Genomic DNA, 22,612 nt, shown 5'->3' with positions numbered 1-22,612 from the left:
ACGTTCACGTACGGCGAGCGAGACACGGTTCCCCGCACCACAGCCGCAGCCTCCCTGAAGCAAGGAAGCCCATGCCAGCCCATTCGCTTGCCGCCATGGCGGACAGCACGCCCGAAATCATCCCCGGTTCAGCAGCCCGACGCCTGGATCTTGGTGCTGGTGGGATCACGGACCTGGAATCTGTTGAACCCGGCAATGGCGCGTTGCCTCCGCGCGCTTACCTGCACAGTGACGCACCACGGTTGTCGCTGAACGGGGACTGGCAGTTTCGCCTCAGTTCCGGAATCCGGACCGCGCCGAAAGCCGGCTGGCAGTGGGGCAGGCACCTGGACGGGTTCGAGAGCCTGCCCGTGCCATCGAGCTGGCCGATGCACGGGCATGGGTTCCCCGCCTACACCAATGTCCAGTTTCCCTTCGCCGTGGAGCCGCCGCATGTGCCGGACGCCAATCCCATTGGCGACCACGTAGTCGTCTTTGAGGCCGGCCCCGAGTTCTTCCCCCACGCCCTGCTGCGGTTCGACGGCATAGAGTCCGCGGGAACCGTGTGGCTGAATGGAAGAGAGCTCGGTACTACGCGCGGCAGCAGGCTGGCCCATGAATTCGATGTGTCCGGGATCCTGGTCCACGGGCAGAACACCCTGGCCGTGCGCGTGGCGCAGTTCTCGGCCGCCAGCTACGTGGAGGACCAGGACATGTGGTGGCTCCCCGGCATCTTCCGGGATGTCACGCTCCAGGCAAGGCCTGAGGCCGGCATCGACGACGTCTTCGTCCACGCAGGCTACGATCACGCCACCGGCGAAGGCACCCTCAAGGTCGAGGTGACCCGGGGCGGACAGGCGATTGACGCCGTCGTCCGCGTTCCCGAACTGGATGCGGAACTGCCCGCAGGCGCGGAACTGCGCATCCCCGCCGTCGAACCCTGGTCTGCGGAGGTGCCCCGGCTCTATGAGGCCACAGTCAGCACCCCCGGAGAGTCCGTGGAGCTGCGGCTCGGCTTCCGCAGCATCGCCATCGAGGACGCGCAGTTCAAGGTCAACGGGCGGCGGATCCTGCTGCGCGGCGTCAACCGCCACGAACACCATCCGCGCCTTGGCCGGGTGGTTCCCAGGGACGTAATGGAGGCCGAACTGCGGCTCATGAAGCAGCACAACATCAATGCCATCCGCACCTCCCATTACCCGCCGCACCCGGATTTCCTGGCACTTGCCGACGAGCTCGGCTTCTACGTTGTGCTCGAGTGCGACCTCGAGACCCATGGCTTTGAGAGTGCCGGCTGGGCCCGCAACCCGAGCGACGACCCGCAGTGGGAAACGGCGTTGGTGGACCGCATGCGCCGCACGGTTGAACGGGACAAGAACCACCCCGCGGTGATCATGTGGTCGCTCGGCAACGAGGCGGGGACCGGCAGGAACCTCGCCGCCATGTCCCGCTGGACCAAGGACCGGGACCCTTCCCGCCCCATCCACTACGAGGGCGACTGGTCCTCCGCGCATGTCGACGTCTACTCCCGGATGTATGCCAGCCAGGCAGAAACGGCCCTGATCGGGCAGGGGATTGAGCCGGCGCTCGAAAATGCCGCGCTGGATGCCCGGCGCAGGGCGATGCCATTTGTCCTTTGCGAGTATGTCCACGCCATGGGCAACGGCCCCGGCGGCATGAGCGAGTACCAGGAGCTTTTCGAGAAGTACCCGCGCCTGATGGGCGGCTTCGTGTGGGAGTGGCTGGAACACGGCATCACCGTCGCCTCCCCGGACGGTGGCGAGCACTACGCCTACGGCGGGGACTTCGCCGAGGAAGTTCATGACGGCAATTTCGTCACCGACGGCCTGGTTGATGCGGACCGCAGACCCAGGCCCGGCTTGCTGGACTTCAAGAAGGTCATCGAGCCACTGCGCATAGCGGTGGCAGGTGACTGGTCCGGTTTCACGGTGCGCAACGGCCAGGACTTTGCGGACACCGCTGCATTCAGCTTCCGTTATGCGGTGGAAGCCGGCGGCAGGACCCTCGCCGCCGGCACTTCGGACGTTCCGCCCGTGGCTCCCCGGGCGGAAGCGGTCATTGAGCTGCCCGCCAGTGTCGCCGCCCTCGCCGCTGCGGAACATGACGGCCGGCCTGCGGTGCTCACCGTCAGTGCAGTCCTCGCCGCTGATTCGGCCTGGGCTGCCTCGGGTCACGAGCTTGCCTGGGGGCAGTCTGTCCGGGAGCCTGACGCTCCGGCCGGTCCGGCGCCGGCTGCAGCCGTGGACGTCCGGGACGGTGAACTGACGCTGGGACCTGTTGTCTTCAGCCGGGTGACGGGCATGCCCACCTCCATAGGCGGCATCCCGGTGGAAAAGTTCGCGCTGAATCTGTGGTGGGCCCCCACGGACAACGACCTCGGCCGTGAATGGGGCGGTGCCGACGAGCGTCCCCTGGCCGCCCAGTGGAAGGATGCCGGCCTCAACCGGCTCCACACCCGGCTGCTGGGTATCACTGCGGACCGCGCTGCCGGCCCCGCCCCTGGGTCCACTGCCGGCCTCACTGCCGACGGCGGGCGGAACGGTGGCGAAGTCCTGACCGTCCGGACGCGTGTAGGTGCTGCGGACAAACAGTACGGAGTATTTGTGGACTATGCGTGGACGAGCGACGGTGAAGCTGTCGGGCTTCGGACGTCGGTCCGGCCGGACGGCGCGTGGGCCAATCGAGGCTCCGGCGTGGAATGGGCGCGGATAGGGCTGGAACTTGTGCTGGGAGAAGAGACGGAGCTGGTGAGCTGGTTCGGCCAGGGCCCCCACCAGAGCTACCCGGATACGGGGCAGGGAGCGCGGACGGGCTGGTTCTCGCTCCCGCTTTCGGACATGGACGTGGACTACGTGCGGCCACAGGAGTCCGGCGCCCGGTCCGGAGTACGGTCCGCTGCTTTGCGGATTGGGGACCGGGCACTGGAGATAGCCGGTGATCCCTTTGCGCTGACTGTCCGGCCCTACAGCCAGGACGTCCTCGACGCTGCAACGCACCGTCCGGACTTGAAGGCGGACGGCCGGAGCTACCTCTATCTGGACCATGCGCTCAGGGGGGTGGGAACCGCTGCTTGTGGTCCCGGCGTGCTGCCGCAGTACCGGCTTGGGCCCCGTCAAGCCGACTTCTCCCTGACCCTGAGGGTGCGCTAGGGGAGCCGCAAAATGTGAGCCAGTCCATACCGCCGGAGGTTGCGGCGCAGAGGTGCCGGCTAAGGCCAAAGAGCCCTGAAAACCGCGGATTTCCGGGGTTCCCAGGGGTCTGCCCCACCCGAGGGGGAGGATTTGCAGAGCGGCTTCCCGCCGTGTATTGTTTTCTGAGTCGCCGCCGCTGAAGCGGAAAAATAGCGGCCAAACCCCTTAGCAAACAGCCTGAAAATGGTTCGCCACTTGGCGCGCCAAACGCGGGCGGGGCCGGGTTCGGAGCAACGAAAATCGCGGAAACGCCGATTTGCAAAGCTCCTTGAAACCGGGTAAGTTTGAAAAGTTGCTCCGGAGCGATCCACGGTGGTTTTTTGCTGGTGGTGGTGCCGGGTGTGTCTGTTGTTTGAGAACTCAATAGTGTGCCAAGTTTGTTGATACCAATTGTTTTAGTGATTGGTTGAATTGACCGGGCTGTCCGCCCCTGTGGGTGGTCTGGTTTTTACAGCTGGTTTCAAATTTTGTGCAGCCTTTTTGTCCCGTTTTCCCGGGGCTGGGGGTTGTGTCTGTTTTACTTCAACGGAGAGTTTGATCCTGGCTCAGGATGAACGCTGGCGGCGTGCTTAACACATGCAAGTCGAACGATGAACCTCACTTGTGGGGGGATTAGTGGCGAACGGGTGAGTAACACGTGAGTAACCTGCCCTTAACTCTGGGATAAGCCTGGGAAACTGGGTCTAATACCGGATATGACTCCTCATCGCATGGTGGGGGGTGGAAAGCTTTTTGTGGTTTTGGATGGACTCGCGGCCTATCAGCTTGTTGGTGAGGTAATGGCTTACCAAGGCGACGACGGGTAGCCGGCCTGAGAGGGTGACCGGCCACACTGGGACTGAGACACGGCCCAGACTCCTACGGGAGGCAGCAGTGGGGAATATTGCACAATGGGCGCAAGCCTGATGCAGCGACGCCGCGTGAGGGATGACGGCCTTCGGGTTGTAAACCTCTTTCAGTAGGGAAGAAGCGAAAGTGACGGTACCTGCAGAAGAAGCGCCGGCTAACTACGTGCCAGCAGCCGCGGTAATACGTAGGGCGCAAGCGTTATCCGGAATTATTGGGCGTAAAGAGCTCGTAGGCGGTTTGTCGCGTCTGCCGTGAAAGTCCGGGGCTCAACTCCGGATCTGCGGTGGGTACGGGCAGACTAGAGTGATGTAGGGGAGACTGGAATTCCTGGTGTAGCGGTGAAATGCGCAGATATCAGGAGGAACACCGATGGCGAAGGCAGGTCTCTGGGCATTAACTGACGCTGAGGAGCGAAAGCATGGGGAGCGAACAGGATTAGATACCCTGGTAGTCCATGCCGTAAACGTTGGGCACTAGGTGTGGGGGACATTCCACGTTTTCCGCGCCGTAGCTAACGCATTAAGTGCCCCGCCTGGGGAGTACGGCCGCAAGGCTAAAACTCAAAGGAATTGACGGGGGCCCGCACAAGCGGCGGAGCATGCGGATTAATTCGATGCAACGCGAAGAACCTTACCAAGGCTTGACATGAACCGGTAATACCTGGAGACAGGTGCCCCGCTTGCGGTCGGTTTACAGGTGGTGCATGGTTGTCGTCAGCTCGTGTCGTGAGATGTTGGGTTAAGTCCCGCAACGAGCGCAACCCTCGTTCTATGTTGCCAGCACGTGATGGTGGGGACTCATAGGAGACTGCCGGGGTCAACTCGGAGGAAGGTGGGGACGACGTCAAATCATCATGCCCCTTATGTCTTGGGCTTCACGCATGCTACAATGGCCGGTACAAAGGGTTGCGATACTGTGAGGTGGAGCTAATCCCAAAAAGCCGGTCTCAGTTCGGATTGGGGTCTGCAACTCGACCCCATGAAGTCGGAGTCGCTAGTAATCGCAGATCAGCAACGCTGCGGTGAATACGTTCCCGGGCCTTGTACACACCGCCCGTCAAGTCACGAAAGTTGGTAACACCCGAAGCCGGTGGCCTAACCCCTTGTGGGAGGGAGCTGTCGAAGGTGGGACTGGCGATTGGGACTAAGTCGTAACAAGGTAGCCGTACCGGAAGGTGCGGCTGGATCACCTCCTTTCTAAGGAGCACCTACAGATTGTTCGTGCCGTGTATGCGGTGCGGGGGTTTGTCAGGAGTACAGCCCGTTGCGCAGACGCAAGTTCTGCGGCGGGTGCTCAAGGGTGGAATATCAACGAATAGCGGCTGCCGGTTCTTTCCGGTGCTTAGTACGGTTCCTCTTTGCGGGGGTTCCTGGAAGGGTGCTGGTGGGTGCGGGTAGTTTCGTGTTTGGCACACTGTTGGGTCCTGAGGCAACAGGGCCGTGGTTCCGTCGCGTTTTGCGGGGCGGGGGTTGCGGGTTTGTTTGTTTCTGGTTTCCTGGCTGCACCGATCATGCATGTTGTGTGTGTGGGGTGTGTGGTTTGGGGTTGTTGTTTGAGAACTACATAGTGGACGCGAGCATCTTTTATAAGAAGCAATTTCCAAGAATATGAACCTGGATCTGTTGTGCTGTCTTTCGGGATGGTGCAGTGGTTTTCGTGGTTCTCTCGAAAATTAGCGTTTTTGATCTTTTGTGGTCAAGTTTTTAAGAGCACACGGTGGATGCCTTGGCATTAGGAGCCGAAGAAGGACGTAGGAATCTGCGATAAGCCTGGGGGAGTCGATAACCGGACTGTGATCCCAGGGTGTCCGAATGGGGAAACCCCGCCGAGCGCGCGAGTGACTCGGTGACCCGCATCTGAACACATAGGGTGCGTGGAGGGAACGCGGGGAAGTGAAACATCTCAGTACCCGCAGGAAGAGAAAACAATAGTGATTCCGTTAGTAGTGGCGAGCGAACGCGGATCAGGCTAAACCGTTCCATGTGTGATAGCCGGCGGGCGTTGCATGGTCGGGGTTGTGGGACTTTCCATACCAGTTCTGCCGGGCTGGTGGGGTGTGATGTGCAGGCATAGGTGAACGGTCTTGAAAGGCCGGCCAGAGAGGGTGTTAGCCCCGTAACCGTAATGTTGTGTACCGCCTGTGAGAGTATCCCAAGTAGTACGGGGCCCGAGAAATCCCGTGCGAATCTGTCAGGACCACCTGATAAGCCTAAATACTCCCTAATGACCGATAGCGGACCAGTACCGTGAGGGAAAGGTGAAAAGTACCCCGGGAGGGGAGTGAAACAGTACCTGAAACCGTGTGCTTACAATCCGTCGGAGCCAGTCTGATTCTGGTGACGGCGTGCCTTTTGAAGAATGAGCCTGCGAGTTAGTGTTACGTCGCGAGGTTAACCCGTGTGGGGCAGCCGTAGCGAAAGCGAGTCTGAATAGGGCGTTGCAGTGGCGTGATCTAGACCCGAAGCGAAGTGATCTACCCATGGCCAGGTTGAAGCGACGGTAAGACGTCGTGGAGGACCGAACCCACTTCAGTTGAAAATGGAGGGGATGAGCTGTGGGTAGGGGTGAAAGGCCAATCAAACTTCGTGATAGCTGGTTCTCCCCGAAATGCATTTAGGTGCAGCGTTGCGTGTTTCTTGCTGGAGGTAGAGCTACTGGATGGCTAATGGGCCCTACAAGGTTACTGACGTCAGCCAAACTCCGAATGCCGGTAAGTGAGAGCGCAGCAGTGAGACTGTGGGGGATAAGCTTCATAGTCGAGAGGGAAACAGCCCAGACCACCAACTAAGGCCCCTAAGCGTGTGCTAAGTGGGAAAGGATGTGGAGTTGCGAAGACAACCAGGAGGTTGGCTTAGAAGCAGCCATCCTTAAAAGAGTGCGTAATAGCTCACTGGTCAAGTGATTCCGCGCCGACAATGTAGCGGGGCTCAAGTACACCGCCGAAGTTGTGGCATTCAAATATTAGCTAAGCCCTTGTGGTTCAGGCGTTTGGATGGGTAGGGGAGCGTCGTGTGGGCGGTGAAGTCGCGGTGTAAACCAGCGGTGGAGCCTACACGAGTGAGAATGCAGGCATGAGTAGCGAAAGACGGGTGAGAAACCCGTCCGCCGAATGATCAAGGGTTCCAGGGTCAAGCTAATCTGCCCTGGGTAAGTCGGGACCTAAGGCGAGGCCGACAGGCGTAGTCGATGGACAACGGGTTGATATTCCCGTACCGGCGAAAAACCGCCCATGCTGAACAGGGGATACTAACTGCCCGAGACCTGCCTGACACCCCTTGTGGGTGAAGGGTTTTGGTGGAGCGCAGGACCTGATCCTGGGAGGCAAGCGTATTAACAGGTGTGACGCAGGAAGGTAGCCGAGCCGGGCGATGGTTGTCCCGGTCTAAGGATGTAGGGCGAACGGTAGGCAAATCCGCTGTTCATGATGCCTGAGATCTGATGGGACCCCCGTTTGGGGGGATTCGGTGATCCTATGCTGCCGAGAAAAGCATCGACGCGAGGTTTTAGCCGCCCGTACCCCAAACCGACACAGGTGATCAGGTAGAGAATACTAAGGCGATCGAGAGAATTATGGTTAAGGAACTCGGCAAAATGCCCCCGTAACTTCGGGAGAAGGGGGGCCCCAACCTTGAACACCACTTGCTGGTGGGAGGGGATCGGGGCCGCAGAGACCAGGGGGAAGCGACTGTTTACTAAAAACACAGGTCCGTGCGAAGTCGCAAGACGATGTATACGGACTGACTCCTGCCCGGTGCTGGAAGGTTAAGAGGACCGGTTAGCCGCAAGGCGAAGCTGAGAATTTAAGCCCCAGTAAACGGCGGTGGTAACTATAACCATCCTAAGGTAGCGAAATTCCTTGTCGGGTAAGTTCCGACCTGCACGAATGGAGTAACGACTTCCCCGCTGTCTCAACCATAAACTCGGCGAAATTGCAGTACGAGTAAAGATGCTCGTTACGCGCAGCAGGACGGAAAGACCCCGAGACCTTTACTATAGTTTGGTATTGGTGTTCGGAGTGGCTTGTGTAGGATAGGTGGGAGACGTTGAAGCCCGGACGCCAGTTCGGGTGGAGTCATCGTTGAAATACCACTCTGGTCACTTTGGACATCTAACTTCGGCCCGTAATCCGGGTCAGGGACAGTGCCTGATGGGTAGTTTAACTGGGGCGGTTGCCTCCTAAAAAGTAACGGAGGCGCCCAAAGGTTCCCTCAGCCTGGTTGGCAATCAGGTGTCGAGTGTAAGTGCACAAGGGAGCTTGACTGTGAGAGAGACATCTCGAGCAGGGACGAAAGTCGGGACTAGTGATCCGGCGGTACATTGTGGAATGGCCGTCGCTCAACGGATAAAAGGTACCTCGGGGATAACAGGCTGATCTTGCCCAAGAGTCCATATCGACGGCATGGTTTGGCACCTCGATGTCGGCTCGTCGCATCCTGGGGCTGGAGTAGGTCCCAAGGGTTGGGCTGTTCGCCCATTAAAGCGGTACGCGAGCTGGGTTTAGAACGTCGTGAGACAGTTCGGTCCCTATCCGCTGCGCGCGCAGGAAATTTGAGAAGGGCTGTCCTTAGTACGAGAGGACCGGGACGGACGAACCTCTGGTGTGTCAGTTGTACTGCCAAGTGCACCGCTGATTAGCTACGTTCGGATGGGATAACCGCTGAAAGCATCTAAGCGGGAAGCTCGCTTCAAGATGAGATTTCCATACACCTCGTGTGTGAGAGGCCCCCAGCCAGACCACTGGGTTGATAGGCCGGATGTGGAAGCGAGGACTAACGACTCGTGAAGCTGACCGGTACTAATAGGCCGATAACTTACACCACACACCACACCCGTGAAACCGGTTCAAAAGCGGTTCCACACCAGGGTTGGTAAAAAGAAAAAACAAGACTGCTTGCGTCCACTATGTGGTTCCCGAACAACAAACCATTTGTTGCAGGGAACACCAACTAAATAACAACACCACAATGTTGTAACCACAACACTTCCCACCCCCGGGGATCACCCGGGCGGACGGGTAACAAGGTTACGGCGGTCATAGCGTGGGGGAAACGCCCGGTCCCATTCCGAACCCGGAAGCTAAGACCCACAGCGCCGATGGTACTGCACCCGGGAGGGTGTGGGAGAGTAGGTCACCGCCGGACAACCATTAGGTCGAGGCCCCAACCACCAGGTTGGGGCCTCCCGCATTTAACGCGCCCTCCCGGGGGACCCTCTCTCACTTAACGCCCCCTCCCGGGGGACCCTCTCTCACTTAACGCCCCCTCCCGTGGGACCCTCCCGCACTGCCCGGCCGGCCCGCCGTCGACCACCAGCGCCAAACTGCAAGAGCACCCCAGGAAACCCCACATCAACCGAGAGAGCATCGCCGAAAAACCCGCATCAACTGAGAGAGCGTCCGCTGGCGGCTGAATCCGGGGTGAAAAACCCGAAAAATCCGGTGATTAACCTCAAAAAGTCGCGGAAACACGCGGAATTTGCGGAACGCGGAGGCCCAAGCTGGTAAGTTTTCGAACAGTGGCTTGTACGCATGCCGCGTATAGGCTCCAGAATCATGACCGTCCAGGAGGACATAAATGGCTAAGAACCGTAGTGAACTTGTTGCAGAGGTAGCTGGCAAGGCCGGCACCAGCCAGGCAGCCGTCAACTCCGTCCTCGACGCACTGTTCGAGGTTTTCGAGACTTCTGTCGCAGCGGGCGAGAAGATCACCATTCCGGGCTGGCTCGCCGTCGAGCGTACCGACCGCGCAGCACGCACCGGCCGCAACCCGCAGACGGGTGAGACCATCCAGATCGCGGCAGGCCACAGCGTCAAGCTGACCGCCGGCTCCAAGCTGAAGGCTGCAGTTTCCAACAAGAAGTAGGCTTCTTCCTCCCCGGCACGCAGCCGGCGCGGAAAAGGAGCGGCAACCACCAGGTTGCCGCTCCTTTTGTCTTTAAGCCGATTCGCGGCCCGGGCAGGCGTAGCGGACAATGGAATGGTGTCTTCTGCCGCAAAACCACGTTCCACCCAGCCCCCGTCCGTTCCCGGCAAGGGAGCTCGGGGCAACGGTGCGCAGGCGGGGGACAGCGGTGCCTTGGGCATCTCCCGGACATGGCAAGTGGCCGGGCTGGGCGCCCTCTTCCTGGGCCTGGCAGCTGCGCTCATCTTCTCCGGGGCTGCCGGCGCCAGGGCAGTCTCTGATCCTGGAGCGCTTGTCCGTTGGGGGCTCCCCGTCAGCAAGGCAATCCACAACGTGTCGCTGGCCACCGTCATCGGCGGCCTTGTCTTCGCCGTCGGCATCCTGCCCAGGAATGCGGGGCCCCGCAGCCGGAGCAAAGAGAGCAGTGAGGCACCCGAACACCCTGCCTTCAGCCGCGCCCTGGCCGTAGCGGCCGCAGCAGGTGCGACGTGGACATTGTCGGCCATCGCGGTCCTGGTCCTCACCTACTCTGATGTTGCCGGACAGGGACTCTCCGGCGATGCCGAGTTCACCCAGGCCCTGGTCTACTTCATGACGGATATCGAGACGGGGCGGGCCTGGCTGGCCGTCACCATCATCGCCGCCGTCGTGACAACGGCCCTGTTCGGAGTGCGGTCCCTCGGCGGCCTGGCGCTGACCCTGATCCTCGCCCTGGCTGGCCTGGTACCCACAGCACTGATCGGCCATTCTTCAAGCTCCTCGGACCACGAAGGCGCCATCAACTCCCTGGGCCTGCACCTGGTAGGGGTCAGCACCTGGGTGGGCGGCATCATCATGCTGGCCCTGCTGTCCGGAATCCTGACCGGCCCGAAAGCCGCAACCGCCACCGACATCACCGAGCCGACGCTCCGCCGGTTCTCGTCGCTGGCCGGTTTTGCCTTCGTGCTCGTTCTCGCGTCCGGCATCATCAACGCCAGCATCCGGGTCACCAACTGGGGTGACCTCTTCGGTTCCCCGTATGGCCAGCTCATCCTTGCCAAGGCGATGGCCACGCTGGTCCTGGGCGGGATCGGGTTCATGCACCGGCAGTGGGTGATCCCGCAGCTGAGCCGCAAGGGCTCCACCATGTCCTCGCGGCGGGTCCTCTGGCAGCTGGTCCTGGCGGAATTCCTGGTGATGGGCGCAACGTCGGGCGTCGCCGTCGCGCTGGGCCGGTCCGCCCCGCCGGAGCCCACAGCCTTCGCGCCCGATGCCACGCCCGCCTTCATCCTCACCGGGTATGAGCTTCCCCCGGAGCTGACCCCCGAACGCTGGCTGACAGAGTGGCGCCTGGACTGGCTCTGGATCGCCGCGGCGCTGTTCGGGCTTGTGTCCTACTTCCTTGCCGTGGCCAAGATCTACCGGCGCGGCGACAAGTGGCAGTGGTTCCGCACCGTGAACTGGGTCATTGGCCTGCTGGTGCTCACCTACATCACCTCTGGTCCGCCGTCGGTCTATGGCCGCGTGCTGTTCTCCGCCCACATGGTGGACCACATGGCGCTGACCATGGTGGCGCCGATCTTCCTGGTGCTGGGGGCGCCTGTGACCCTCGCACTGCGGGCCCTGCCTGCCCGTGGAGACGGTTCCCGCGGGGCGCGTGAGTGGCTGCTGGTGTTCGTCCACTCGAAGTTCTCGCAGCTGGTCACGCACCCGCTCTTCGCCGCCGCGAACTTCGCCGGCTCGATTGTGCTCTTCTACTACTCGGACCTGTTCGGCTTCGCCATGCGCGAGCATGTGGGCCACGAGCTGATGACCGTGCACTTCCTGCTGACCGGTTACATCTTCATCCTGAGCATGATCGGCACCGACCCGCTTCCGCTCCGGGCGCCGTACCCCATGCGGCTCGTCCTGCTCCTGGCCACCATGGGCTTCCACGCGTTCTTCGGCGTGGCCATCATGGGCGGGACCAACCTGCTGGCCGCGGACTACTTCGGGAACCTGGGCAGGGCCTGGGGCCAGTCGGCACTCGCAGACCAGCAGACCGGCGGCGCCGTGGCCTGGGGCATCGGCGAGGTGCCCACGCTCCTGGTGGCGATCGGCGTCGCCATCATGTGGTCCCGGTCGGACGCGAGGGAGACCAAACGCGTGGACCGGGCGGCAGACAGGAATAACGACGCCGATCTCACCGCTTACAACGATATGTTTGCCAAGTTGGCTGAACGCGATGCCAAGCTGGCTGAACGAAACAAGCTGGAAGGACGCTGATGAGCGAAACCGTACGCACGCATGCCCGGGTCCGGGCTTCCGAACTGGTGGGCCGTAACTGGTTGAACACCGGCGGCAAATCACTGGACCTTGAAGCCCTCCGCGGCAAGATCGTGCTGCTGGACTTCTGGACCTTCTGCTGCATCAACTGCCTCCACGTCCTGGACGAGCTGCGGCCGCTGGAGGAACAGTACTCCGATGTCCTGGTGACAGTGGGCGTCCACTCGCCCAAGTTCGAGCACGAGGCCGATCCCGTGGCGCTGGCTGCCGCCGTGGAACGCTACGAGATCCACCACCCAGTCCTTGACGACCCGGAGCTGGAGACCTGGAAGGCCTATACCGCCCGGGCCTGGCCCACCCTGGTGGTCATCGATCCCGAGGGCTACATCGTGGCGCACCTCTCCGGCGAAGGCCACGCGGACGGCCTGGCCGTGCTGATTCCCGAGCTGATCGCGCAACATGAGGCCAAGGGGACCCTGCATCGCGGTTCCGGCCCGTACGTGGCGCCCGAGCCCACGTCCGGCACCCTGCGCTTTCCCGGCAAGGCGCTCTTCCTCCCGCCGGGCCGCGGTTCCACCGCCTCGGAGGGAACGTCCGACGGCGGTACCGCGGCGGGTGCCGCGGCCGCCGGTTCCGCAGCAAGTAAGGGCTCGTGGCTGGTCACCGATACCGGCCACCACCGGCTGGTGGAGCTTGCCACCGACTTCCACACTGTCCTGGGCACCTTTGGCTCCGGCAGCCGGGGCTACTCCGACGGCCCGGCCGCCGGTGACGCAGCCGCGGCCCGGTTCAACGAACCCCAGGGCCTGGTCCTGCTGCCGGAAGACGTGGCAGCCAAGGCGGGTTACGACGTCGTCATTGCCGACTCCGTCAACCACCGGCTCCGCGGGCTGTCCCTCGCGGACGGCAAGGCCTCAACCCTGGCCGGCAGCGGCGTCCAGCGGCTGCTGGAGGCGGGACCCGCGCGCGTGGATGAGGACGCGGCGGGATTCACCGGCGAGCTCGGCGGGCACCCGCTGGACGTTGCCCTGAGTTCGCCGTGGGATGTTGTCTGGTCGCGCAAGCTCAACGCCGTGGTGATCGCCATGGCCGGGACGCACCAGATCTTCAGCTTCGATCCCATCACCGGCTCTGTTGCCATTGTGGCCGGCAACGGGCTGGAGGGCCTGCTGGACGGCGCCCCGCACGAGGCCTGGTTCGCCCAGCCCTCCGGCCTGGCCGAGGACGCGGACGGGAACATTTGGGTGGCAGACTCCGAGACGTCCGCCCTCCGCAAGTTGGTGATTGACGACGACGGCAGCGTCACGGTGGAGTCCGCCATCGGCAAGGGGCTGTTCGACTTCGGCTTCCGGGACGGCCCCGCCGCAGAGGCCCGGCTGCAGCACCCCCTGGGTGTGACAGTCCTCCCGGACGGATCAGTGGCGATCGCGGACACCTACAACGGTGCCGTCCGCCGCTACGACCCCGCCTCGGGCACGGTGTCAACGCTCGCGCGCGGCCTCCTGGAGCCGTCAGACGTGATTGTGGACCACACGCATTCGGCCGGTTCCGAGCCACTGCTGGTGGTGGTTGAGGCCAACAAGCACCAGGTGGTGTTCGTTCCCATCCCCAAGGAAGCCCAGCAGGTGGATGAGGGAGCGGTCCAGACCCACCGGCCCAAGAGCCCTGTGGCGCCAGGACCCGTTGAACTGGCCGTCCGCTTCACCGCCCCCACCGGGCAGAAGCTCGATGACCGCTGGGGCGATCCCACGCAGCTGAAGATCTCCTCCACCCCGCCGGAGCTCCTTGTGTCCGGCGGCGGAACGTCCGTGGGGCTGCTGCGGACGCTGGAGCTTTCACCTGAGGTGGCCGAGGGCGTCCTGCACATCACGGCCCGGGCTGCTGCCTGTGACGGCCCCGAGACCGAGGACGGCGAAATCCCGGACCACGCCGCCTGCCACCTTTACCAGCAGGACTGGGGCATCCCCGTGGTGCTGCAGCGCGACGGCGACCGTGAGCTGGTCCTGGACCTCCGCGGGATGGACTGACGCGCCGCCGAGTGTCCAACTGGCCCGGTTATTGGCTTGATGCCGCTTGAAACCGGGCCAGTGCCGCACCTTTTGCCCCCAAAACTGGGCCAGTCCGGGCCCAGGGTTCTCCACATAGCCCCCTTGCTGCCTCCCGTCGACCATGGGACTGCCGACAGTCTGGCTTGATGGACCCAACAGAGATCCTCAGGTCGGCCGGGGGAGTCTTGCTGCGGCGGGATGTGCTGGCCGCCGGTGCTACGGATGTGGAGCTTCGCCGGGCGGTCCGCAGCGGCCAGGTGCTACGGCTGGAACGAGGACTCCTGGCCACGGTAGATGCTGATGCGGAACTGGTGGCTGCAGGTCGTGCCCGCGGCATGGTCACGTGTGTTTCCGCGGCACCGTCATACGGCCTCTGGCGGCTCCGACCTGCTGCCAGTCCGCACTACTGGCAGAGCAATGGCCGGAGCGCAGTCCGTTGTGTCAGCCATCGTCTTGCCCTGACGCAGCCACCCCGGTATCGGACCCTGGCAGCACTTCCCGATGTCTTGCTTCATGCCCTTCTTTGCCTGCCGGAACTTGAGTCCGTGGTGATGGTGGAGTGTGCCTACAACCGCGGCGACATCGATCTGTCGTATCTGCTGCGCCACCTCGAGGGCAGCCGGTGTGGCAAAGCGCGGAACGTGGTGTCCAAAGTTGACCGTGGTGCGGATTCCCTGCTCGAAACACTGGCCCGGGTATTGTTCCGGGATGCGGGCATTCTTACCGAGACCCAAGTGTGGATCGACGGCATCGGACGAGTGGACTTCCTGCTGGAAGGGTTCCTCATCGTAGAAATTGACGGGCTCGCCTTCCACCTCGAGGCGCGCCAGTTCAAAAAGGACCGGCGGCGGGATAACTCGGCAATACTGCAGGGCTTGCCCGTGCTCAGGTTCTTCTACGACGACGTGGTTCACGGGCCGGAATCCGTCCTGGCGCAGGTCCGTGAGGTTCTTGCCCGGGGTTCGCTGCGGTGGCCGCAACCACACCGGCCCGGTTATTCGCCCAGCTGGCGCCACAAAGGCCGGTAAACCTGGCATTAAGCAACTAAAACTGGGCTGTTGTGGCAGGGGCTAGAAGCTCAGCACCGGCGTGACCTTGACCGTGTCTCCTGAGACGTCCAGCCGGGTGGTGAAGCTGAAGTCCACCTCTTCACTGAGGGGGTACCAGGCGCCGGTGAACAGGTTCTGCTGGAGGGCCTCAACCTTGGCCTTGCCGTCGAGCGGAGCCACCACCCAGCGCCCGTCGAAGGGCTCGATGGACACGTTGGGGTACTCCGTCACGGTCCACTTGATGGTGCCGTCCTGCACCCTGTTGTTGCTGGCGTAGTAGAACGGGCAGTCGGGCTGGAGCTTCTGCTCCTTGGCTGCTTCGGCTGCACAGCTGTCCAGGAATTCCTTGACCTTCGCCGAGACGTCCTTCTTCAGGGTGTCCGTGGCCTGGGTGAGGAGGTTGAGCGGCGCTACGGGGGCATCGCGCGCCGTCACCGTGGCCCTGGTGGGTGATGCCGAAAAGTACTGGCCGTTCACGGTGGCCTCGTACTCGCCCGGATAGAACACCGCAAAGGAGTTTCGGCCGTTCGGCATGTTCACCGGCACGCCGTTGACGGTGGCCTCGCTGGCGTTGACCACTGTGATGTCAAGAGTGGGAAGCCTCGACGGAACAAAGGCCCACGTGTTGAAGAAGATCCACTCTGTTCCGGTTTTCTCCAGCAGGAACTCGGTGCGGAGCCGGCTGCCGTCAATGGTGTATTGCATGGGCACCATGACCTGGTTGTCCGGGCGCTCCACCGCGTCACCGATATCCACGTTCGTGAACCGGGACGTTGCAGTCTGCAGGGCGGTTCCGTCCAGCATGGCGGCGTTGCTGGGCGGCACGGTTGCCCTAAGCAGCCCCAGTGCCTTGCCGCCGTCGCCGCTTTGCAGTGCCTCCAGATACTCCCGGACCGGCTGCTGCGGGCCAGCCACCGTATTGTTGACCAGGTTCACCGCAACGACGGCTCCGGCGACGGCAAGCATGAGTCCCAGCAGCCATCCGGCCGCGATCCTCACCAACGCTTGACTCATCTGCACTGTCATTACGTTACCTGCCAAGCGGCCGACGGCGGCAGTCGGGCATGGCGGATGCGGTACCTGGTCAGCGGCGGCGCCGCCGGGACGACGTGCCGAACACCCCGCGCAGCAGCTCCCGCCCAAGCTGCGTGCCGATGGACCTCGCCATGCTCTTCAGCCCGCCGCCCAGGGCTCCGCCCAGCACGCCACCCAGATCCCCCATCATCGAATCACGCGCCTCGGGCCGTGGTTCCCGCGGTTCTTCCGTCCGGGAGCGGCGCGTTCCATCCCCGGAAGCTGCCGGCCGGCTGCTGGGGCGGCCGAGGATCTCCTCCTCGATCCGGCGTGCCTCGGCGTCGATGTCGGTAGTTCCGCCGGCAGCCCTGCCGGGGACGGCCACCCGGCCATCGGCGGTCGGCCCCGTGGGAGCGGCAGCCTTCCCGGAAAGCTTTTCGAAGGCCGACGGATTGTCCACCGCCGTTCCGTACCTGGCCAGCAGGGCTGAAGCCGCCACGGTGCTGCGGACCAAAGCCTCGTCGCTCGGACCCATCACCGACTCGGGCGCCCGCAGGCGGGTCAGCGCCACGGGGGTGGGGGCACCCTTCTCATTCATGACGGTGATGACGGCCTCGCCGATGCCGGCGGACGTCAGGGTTTCCTCCAGGTCGTAGTCGCTGAGCGGAAAGGTGGAGACCGTGGCCTTCAATGCCTTGGCGTCCTCCGGGGTGAACGCGCGGAGGGCATGCTGCACCCGGTTGGCGAGCTGGCCCAGGACCTCGGCCGGGACGTCCTTGGGGGTCTGCGTGACGAAGAAGATCCCCACGCCCTTGGAGCGGATGAGCCGGACCGTGGTGGTGATGGCCTCCAGGAACGCCTTGGAGGCGTCGTTGAAGAGGAGGTGGGCTTCATCGAGGAAGAACACCAGCTTGGGTTTGTCCAGGTCGCCGGCCTCGGGGAGGTCCTCGAACAGGTCGGCCAGCAGCCACATCAGGAAGGTGGAAAACAGCATGGGCTTGGTCTGCAGCGTGGGCAGCTCCAGGCACGTGATGACCCCGCGACCGTCCGGGGCGGTCCGCAGCAGCTCCGCGGTATCGAACTCGGGTTCCCCGAAAAACCTCTCCAGTCCCTGCGCCTCGAGGCTCACAAGCTCGCGAAGGATCACCCCGGCGGTCGCCTTGGACAGGCCGCCGAGTTCCTCGAGCTGGTCTTTGCCCTCGTCCGAGGTGAGGAACTGGATGACGGCACGGAGGTCCTTCAGGTCAATGAGTTCCAGGCCGTTCTTGTCCGCAAAATAGAAGACCAGCTGCAGGCTCGATTCCTGCGTGTCGTTCAGTTCCATGATCCGCGAGAGCAGGATGGGCCCAAAGGAGGACACCGTGGCCCGCACGGGGACGCCGTTGCCATCGCCGCCCAGGGCCAGGAACTCCACCGGGAACGTCTTGCCCTGCCATGGCTGCCCGATGCCCTCCGTGCGTGCGGTGAGTTTTTCACTGCCGACGGCGGCGGTGGCCAGCCCGGAGAGGTCGCCTTTGATGTCCGCCAGGAAGACCGGCACGCCGGCGGTGGAGAGCTGTTCGGCCATCATGTGCAGTGTGACGGTCTTGCCCGTGCCGGTGGCACCTGCCACGAGGCCGTGCCGGTTCATCATGGAAAGCGGCAGCCGCACCGGCGCGTCCTTGTGGAGCTCGCCGTCCACGATCGCGGCTCCCAGCTCTATGGTGGCGCCTTCCAGCGTGTAGCCCTTCTGGAGGGTGGCAAGCTTCTCTGCTGTGGTTTTGTTGGCCATGGCGCTAGCTTAGCGGCGGCCGCAACCCCGCGCCGGTCCGCCCCTCGTGACTAAGGACCGCTTGGGCGGGTGGCAGCTTCGTTGGAAGGGCCGACGGCGGCGTGGTGAGTGCCGCCGTCGGCCCTTTTTGGGGACGGTTTCGTCGGGTGCCCTCAGGCTGCAGCTGCCCGCAGGGCAGCACCCACGACGCCCGCAGAGTTTTCCAGGCTGGCCGGGATGACCGGGGCGCGCAGTGACAGGCGAGGCAGGTATTCGTTGCTGCATTCCGAAATTCCCCCACCGATGATGATCAGGTCGGGCGAGAACAGGAACTCCACATGTGACAGGTACAGCTGGAGCCGGTCCGCGTACTCGATCCAGTCCAGGCCTGCATTTTCGCGGGCGACGGCCGATGCCCGGGATTCTGCCTTGTGCCCGCCGATTTCCAGATGCCCCAGCTCGAAATTGGGTATCAGCTTTCCATCAACGATGAGTGCTGATCCGATGCCCGTTCCCAACGTGAGGACCAGGACAACGCCGCGTTTGTCCTTCCCGACGCCGTAATGGGCCTCTGCCATACCAGCGGCGTCGGCGTCATTCACCACGCAAACGGGCCGGCCAAGCCGTTCCCGCAAGTAGGCTTGAACATCCAGTCCGATCCAGCCGGCGTCCATGTTTGCTGCCGACCTGGCCACTCCGTGCTGGACTATCGAGGGGATGGCGACGCCGACAGCAGGGGCGCTATGGCCGGGGCTTTCGGATTCGAGCTCGTCGATGAGCTGGTCCAGGGTGTCTGCGACTGCATCAACCGTGCCGCAGGCAGGTGTCCGGAGGCGACGGACGCCGCCGACCGGGGTGCCGCTGCCCATGTTGATGACCGCGCCCTTGATCCACGTCCCGCCGACATCGATGCCGATCCCGAAATCCAGTCCGGACGGTACGTCCGTGGTATCGCTCGAGGGTGCTGCCATCACGCTTCCTGGAGCCAGGCCGTGGCTGCTCCGGGCAGGGAACCTGCCGTGAGCGGCGAACTGGAGACCAGTACCTTGCCGGCGGGCAGTTCGAAGGCTTCCGTGCCGAAGTTCGTTACGGAGGTCCAGCCGTTGGGGCGCCGGAAGGCCAGGACGTCAGGCCGGCCGGTTTCCAGCCATTCCAGCACTTCGGTGGTCTGCAGCCGTGACCGCAGGGCCAGCGCCCTGCGGTAGAGGGACAGGGTTGACTCTTCCCGGGCCTCCTGGGCTTCCACTGAGTAGCCTGCGAACCACTCCGGTTGCGGCAGGTGGGCACCGCCGCTCCCGAAACCGAACGAGGTGCCCGAGCCTGTCCAGGGCAGCGGCACGCGGCAGCCGTCGCGGCCGATTTCCACGCCTTTGTTGCGGAAGAAGGCCGGGTCCTGGCGTTCTGCGTCGGGGATTTCGCTGCCGACTTCCTGCAGGCCCAGTTCCTCGCCCTGGTAGAGGTACGCGGAGCCTGGAAGGGCGAACATCAGCAACGATGCGGCACGGGCGCGGCGCAGGCCGAGTTCCACGTCGACGTCTTCCTGCTTGCCGCCGGCCAGCAGCCACTGCTTGCCGGCCTCGCCGGCCATGATCCCGCCCTCGGCCGAAGGTCCGGAGACCGGAAGCCCGTAGCGTGTGGCGTGCCGTACGACGTCGTGGTTGGAGAAAACCCACGTGGAGGAAGCGCCGGAAGCCTGGGCCTCGGCGAGGTTCTTGGTGATGATCTTCCGGTACTGGGCGCCGTCAAAGTCTGCCTGCAGCAGGTCGAAATTGAAGGCCTGGCCAAGGCCCTCCGGGCTGGCGTAGCGGGCCCGGCGGTCCGAGTGCACCCAGGCTTCGGCGACGGCGGTGCGCGGCGGGTTGTACTCGTTGAAGACCTTGCGCCACTCGGCGTAGATCTCGTGGACTTCGTCGCGGTCCCAGTACGGATGCGCACCGGCAAGGTACAGCGCCTCGCCCTGGGTTTCGAGGTCTGCCTTGGTGGGCAGGGACTCTTCGAGGTTCTTGGTCAGGGCATGGGCGACGTCAATCCGGAAACCGTCCACTCCCCGGTCGGACCAGAAGCGCAAGGTCTTCAGGAAGTCTTCGCGAACCTCGCGGTTGTCCCAGTTGAAGTCCGGCTGTTCCTTGGCGAAGATGTGCATGTACCACTGCCCCGGAGTTCCGTCGGGTTCTGTGATGCGTTCCCAGGCGGGACCGCCGAACACGGAGTCCCAGTCTGACGGCGGAAGTTCACCGTTGTCGCCGAGTCCGTCACGGAAGATGTAGCGGTCGCGGGCGGGGGATCCCTTCGGGGAGGCGAGGGCTTCCTGGAACCACTCGTGGCGGTTCGAGGAGTGGTTGGGCACGATGTCCACGATCAGCTTGATGCCGGCGGCGTGCAGGGCGGAGGCCATGTCGTTGAAGTCCTCGAGAGTGCCGAGCCGCGGGTCAACGTTACGGTAGTCGTCCACGTCATAGCCGCCGTCGGCGAGGGCTGAAGGGTAGAACGGGCTCAGCCAGACCGCATCGATTCCCAGAGCCTTCAGGTAAGGGACCTTGGCGGTGATGCCGTTGATGTCACCGATACCGTCGCCGTTGGAGTCGGCGAAGCTGCGGGGGTAGATCTGGTAGACCGAGGCCTGGCGCCACCAGTCGGGGTCGGTCATCTGCTTGGGCCCGGTGCTGGTTGCCTTGGTGGCGATGGAGGGCAAGACTTTGTCCTTTACTTTTGGGTCTGTGGTCGGTTTGGCGGCTGGCGTCACTTGACTGCGCCCTGGGTCAGGCCGGACATTACCCAGCGCTGGGTAAAGAGGTAGACGACGATCGCCGGCGCCATCGCCATCAGGTACGAGGCGAAGGCGACGTTGTAGCTGTTGCTGAACTGCGTCTGGAAGATCTTCTGCAGCACCGGGATCGTCTGCAGTTCCGGGTCGGAAATGATGAGTGACGGCATCATGAAGTCGTTCCATGACGCGATGAAGGCGAAGATGCCCACCGTTGCGCTCATCGGCCCGAGCAGGGGGAAGATGAGCTTCCAGAACACCTGCCACGTGCCGGCGCCGTCAATGCGCATGCTTTCCTCCAGCTCCAGCGGGATGGAGCGCAGGAAGGCCGTAAAAAGCATCGTGTTGAACGCCAGGGCAAACACGATGTGCAGGATCGCGACGCCGAGTGGATTGTCCAGTCCGACAAGGCCCGTGAGCTGGATCTGCGGCAGCGCCACCACGGGGAACGGGATGAACATCGCCGCGAGCAGGTAGAAGAAGGACCAGCGGAAGAGCCGGCGGTCCCAGTTGCGGACGATCGCGTAGGCTGCCAGCGCCGACACGATGATTTCCCCCGCGACGGCGGTCACGGACACGAACACCGAGATTCCGAAGCCGCGCGGGAAGTTCGTGAGCGTCCATGCCTGGACGAAACTGTCGAAGGTCAGGGGGCTTGGCAGCGAGAAGGCGTTGCCGTCCACCGCCTGGCCGGTGGTTTTGAACGCCATGCTGATCGTGACGTACAGCGGGACGAGCACGCTGAGCGTGCAGACGATGAGGACGATGGTTGCAGGCCAGTTGCTGCGTTTTTTGCCGGCGCGGATCGGATGTTTCTTCCCGGCGGGCGTGGGTCCTGCTGTGATGGTGCTGGGTGCGCTGCTCATGCTGCGACCCCTCCTTTGCCACGAGTGAAGCGAAGCTGGATGAGTGCGATGACGATGCTGATGAGGAAGAAGATCACGGCATTGGCCATCTGGTACGCGTAGTCGCCGCCTTCGAAGCCACGGAAGATCGACATCGCGACGCTGCGTGTGGCGACTCCGGGGCCGCCGTCGGTAAGGCCAACGATGATGTCGTAGGCGTTGAGGTAGTTCTTGAAGCCAAGGACCATATTGATGACCGCATACCCGGCGACCAGCGGCAGGGTGATGTGCCGCAGGTTGTGCCAGGGCGAAGCTCCGTCGATGGAGCTTGCCTCGTAGACCTCGGCAGGAACCGTGAGAAGCCCTGCGATGTAAATCAGCATCGCACTCGGAATGGACTGCCACGCCGCGACGAAGACGATCGCCAGCCACGCCAGATCGGGGTTGGCGAGGATGCTCGTCGCCAGCGGTTCGATTCCCATGCTTTGGCCCACAAGCGGCAGCGAGTTCGAGAAGAGGTACTGGAAGACGAACGCGATGACGATGCCCGAAATCACCATGGGGATAACGAATACCGTGCGCAGTGCAGCGCGGAAGCGGACACGGGACGTGAGTCCCAGCGCCAGGAGGAAGGCCACGGCGTTGACGGCGATGACGGTCACGAGCGCAAAGGCGAGCGTGAAGCCGTAGGCGCTGAGGACCCCTTCATCCTGGAAAACCGCTATGAAGTTCCGGATGCCGATGAAGTCGAAGTTGCCGAAGCCGACGGAGTTCGTGAAGCTGTAGACGAATCCGAGTACAGCCGGCAGCGTGACGGCGAGGGTGAAAATCGCCAGCGCCGGGAACAGGAAGAAGTAGTAGATCGGATCGAGGCGGCGCTTTCGCGCAACCGTCGCTCTGGTCGCTGCCGGGGCCGTCACCACCGCTCTAGTGGAAGGCTTAGTCGTCGATGACATGA

Annotated in this window: 11 protein-coding genes and 3 rRNA genes; 8 read left to right on the top strand and 6 right to left on the bottom strand. The window is 63.2% G+C overall.

Translation table 11 applies throughout. The features are described 5' to 3' along the window. Nucleotides 1-71 precede the first annotated feature (71 nt). The 8 genes from SMD14_RS19195 to SMD14_RS19160 all read left to right on the top strand — a co-directional run bounded on the left by SMD14_RS19195 (nt 72) and on the right by SMD14_RS19160 (nt 15,260). Nucleotides 72-3,149: a glycoside hydrolase family 2 TIM barrel-domain containing protein gene (locus SMD14_RS19195; RefSeq protein ID WP_321214705.1), complete on the top strand. Its 3,078-nt coding sequence runs from the start codon at nt 72-74 to the stop codon at nt 3,147-3,149. Nucleotides 3,150-3,713: 564 nt separating this feature from the next. After that, nucleotides 3,714-5,236 (top strand): 16S ribosomal RNA (locus SMD14_RS19190). A gap of 497 nt (nt 5,237-5,733) precedes the next feature. After that, nucleotides 5,734-8,860: ribosomal RNA gene (locus tag SMD14_RS19185) — 23S ribosomal RNA — on the top strand. Nucleotides 8,861-9,064: 204 nt separating this feature from the next. Further along, nucleotides 9,065-9,181 (top strand): 5S ribosomal RNA (gene rrf / locus SMD14_RS19180). The 16S, 23S and 5S rRNA genes sit together here, the layout of an rRNA operon. A 432-nt stretch (nt 9,182-9,613) precedes the next feature. Continuing rightward, nucleotides 9,614-9,901, top strand: coding sequence for an HU family DNA-binding protein (locus SMD14_RS19175; protein WP_009358243.1), 288 nt, complete (start codon nt 9,614-9,616; stop codon nt 9,899-9,901). Between the two features lie 114 nt (nt 9,902-10,015). Beyond that, nucleotides 10,016-12,184 (top strand): cytochrome c oxidase assembly protein, encoded by a 2,169-nt coding sequence (locus tag SMD14_RS19170; protein ID WP_321214704.1) that lies wholly within the window; start codon nt 10,016-10,018, stop codon nt 12,182-12,184. Further along, nucleotides 12,184-14,211 (top strand): NHL domain-containing thioredoxin family protein, encoded by a 2,028-nt coding sequence (locus SMD14_RS19165; RefSeq protein ID WP_321214703.1) that lies wholly within the window; start codon nt 12,184-12,186, stop codon nt 14,209-14,211. Before SMD14_RS19170 ends, SMD14_RS19165 begins: the two co-directional genes overlap by 1 nt. A 167-nt stretch (nt 14,212-14,378) precedes the next feature. Then, nucleotides 14,379-15,260 (top strand): type IV toxin-antitoxin system AbiEi family antitoxin domain-containing protein, encoded by an 882-nt coding sequence (locus tag SMD14_RS19160; protein ID WP_321214702.1) that lies wholly within the window; start codon nt 14,379-14,381, stop codon nt 15,258-15,260. 42 nt (nt 15,261-15,302) lie between these two features. Here the strand turns inward: SMD14_RS19160 and SMD14_RS19155 are convergent, their stop codons facing one another. The 6 genes from SMD14_RS19155 to SMD14_RS19130 form a co-directional block, all read right to left on the bottom strand. Beyond that, entirely contained in the window at nt 15,303-16,295 is a 993-nt protein-coding gene (locus tag SMD14_RS19155) for a hypothetical protein (protein WP_321214701.1), read from the bottom strand. Nucleotides 16,296-16,365: 70 nt separating this feature from the next. Further along, nucleotides 16,366-18,066: a helicase HerA-like domain-containing protein gene (locus SMD14_RS19150; protein ID WP_321214700.1), complete on the bottom strand. Its 1,701-nt coding sequence runs from the start codon at nt 18,064-18,066 to the stop codon at nt 16,366-16,368. A gap of 152 nt (nt 18,067-18,218) precedes the next feature. Further along, the gene (gene ppgK / locus SMD14_RS19145) at nt 18,219-19,016 is read right to left on the bottom strand and encodes a polyphosphate--glucose phosphotransferase (RefSeq protein ID WP_321214699.1); all 798 of its coding nucleotides are present in this window, start codon (nt 19,014-19,016) and stop codon (nt 18,219-18,221) included. Further along, nucleotides 19,016-20,692, bottom strand: coding sequence for a glycoside hydrolase family 13 protein (locus SMD14_RS19140; protein WP_321216312.1), 1,677 nt, complete (start codon nt 20,690-20,692; stop codon nt 19,016-19,018). The genes ppgK and SMD14_RS19140 overlap by 1 nt, the downstream gene beginning before the upstream one ends. A gap of 92 nt (nt 20,693-20,784) precedes the next feature. Further along, a complete protein-coding gene (locus SMD14_RS19135) occupies nt 20,785-21,675 on the bottom strand; it encodes a carbohydrate ABC transporter permease (RefSeq protein ID WP_321214698.1) in 891 nt (296 codons plus the stop codon). Then, the gene (locus tag SMD14_RS19130; RefSeq protein WP_321214697.1) at nt 21,672-22,610 is read right to left on the bottom strand and encodes a sugar ABC transporter permease; all 939 of its coding nucleotides are present in this window, start codon (nt 22,608-22,610) and stop codon (nt 21,672-21,674) included. The genes SMD14_RS19135 and SMD14_RS19130 overlap by 4 nt, the downstream gene beginning before the upstream one ends. Between the last annotated feature and the right edge of the window lie 2 nt (nt 22,611-22,612).

The sequence above is a fragment of the Pseudarthrobacter oxydans genome, from assembly GCF_034258515.1.
Taxonomy (GTDB): domain Bacteria; phylum Actinomycetota; class Actinomycetes; order Actinomycetales; family Micrococcaceae; genus Arthrobacter.
Note: the sequence above shows the minus strand (reverse complement) of the source record. Positions and strands in the feature narration are given on the sequence as shown.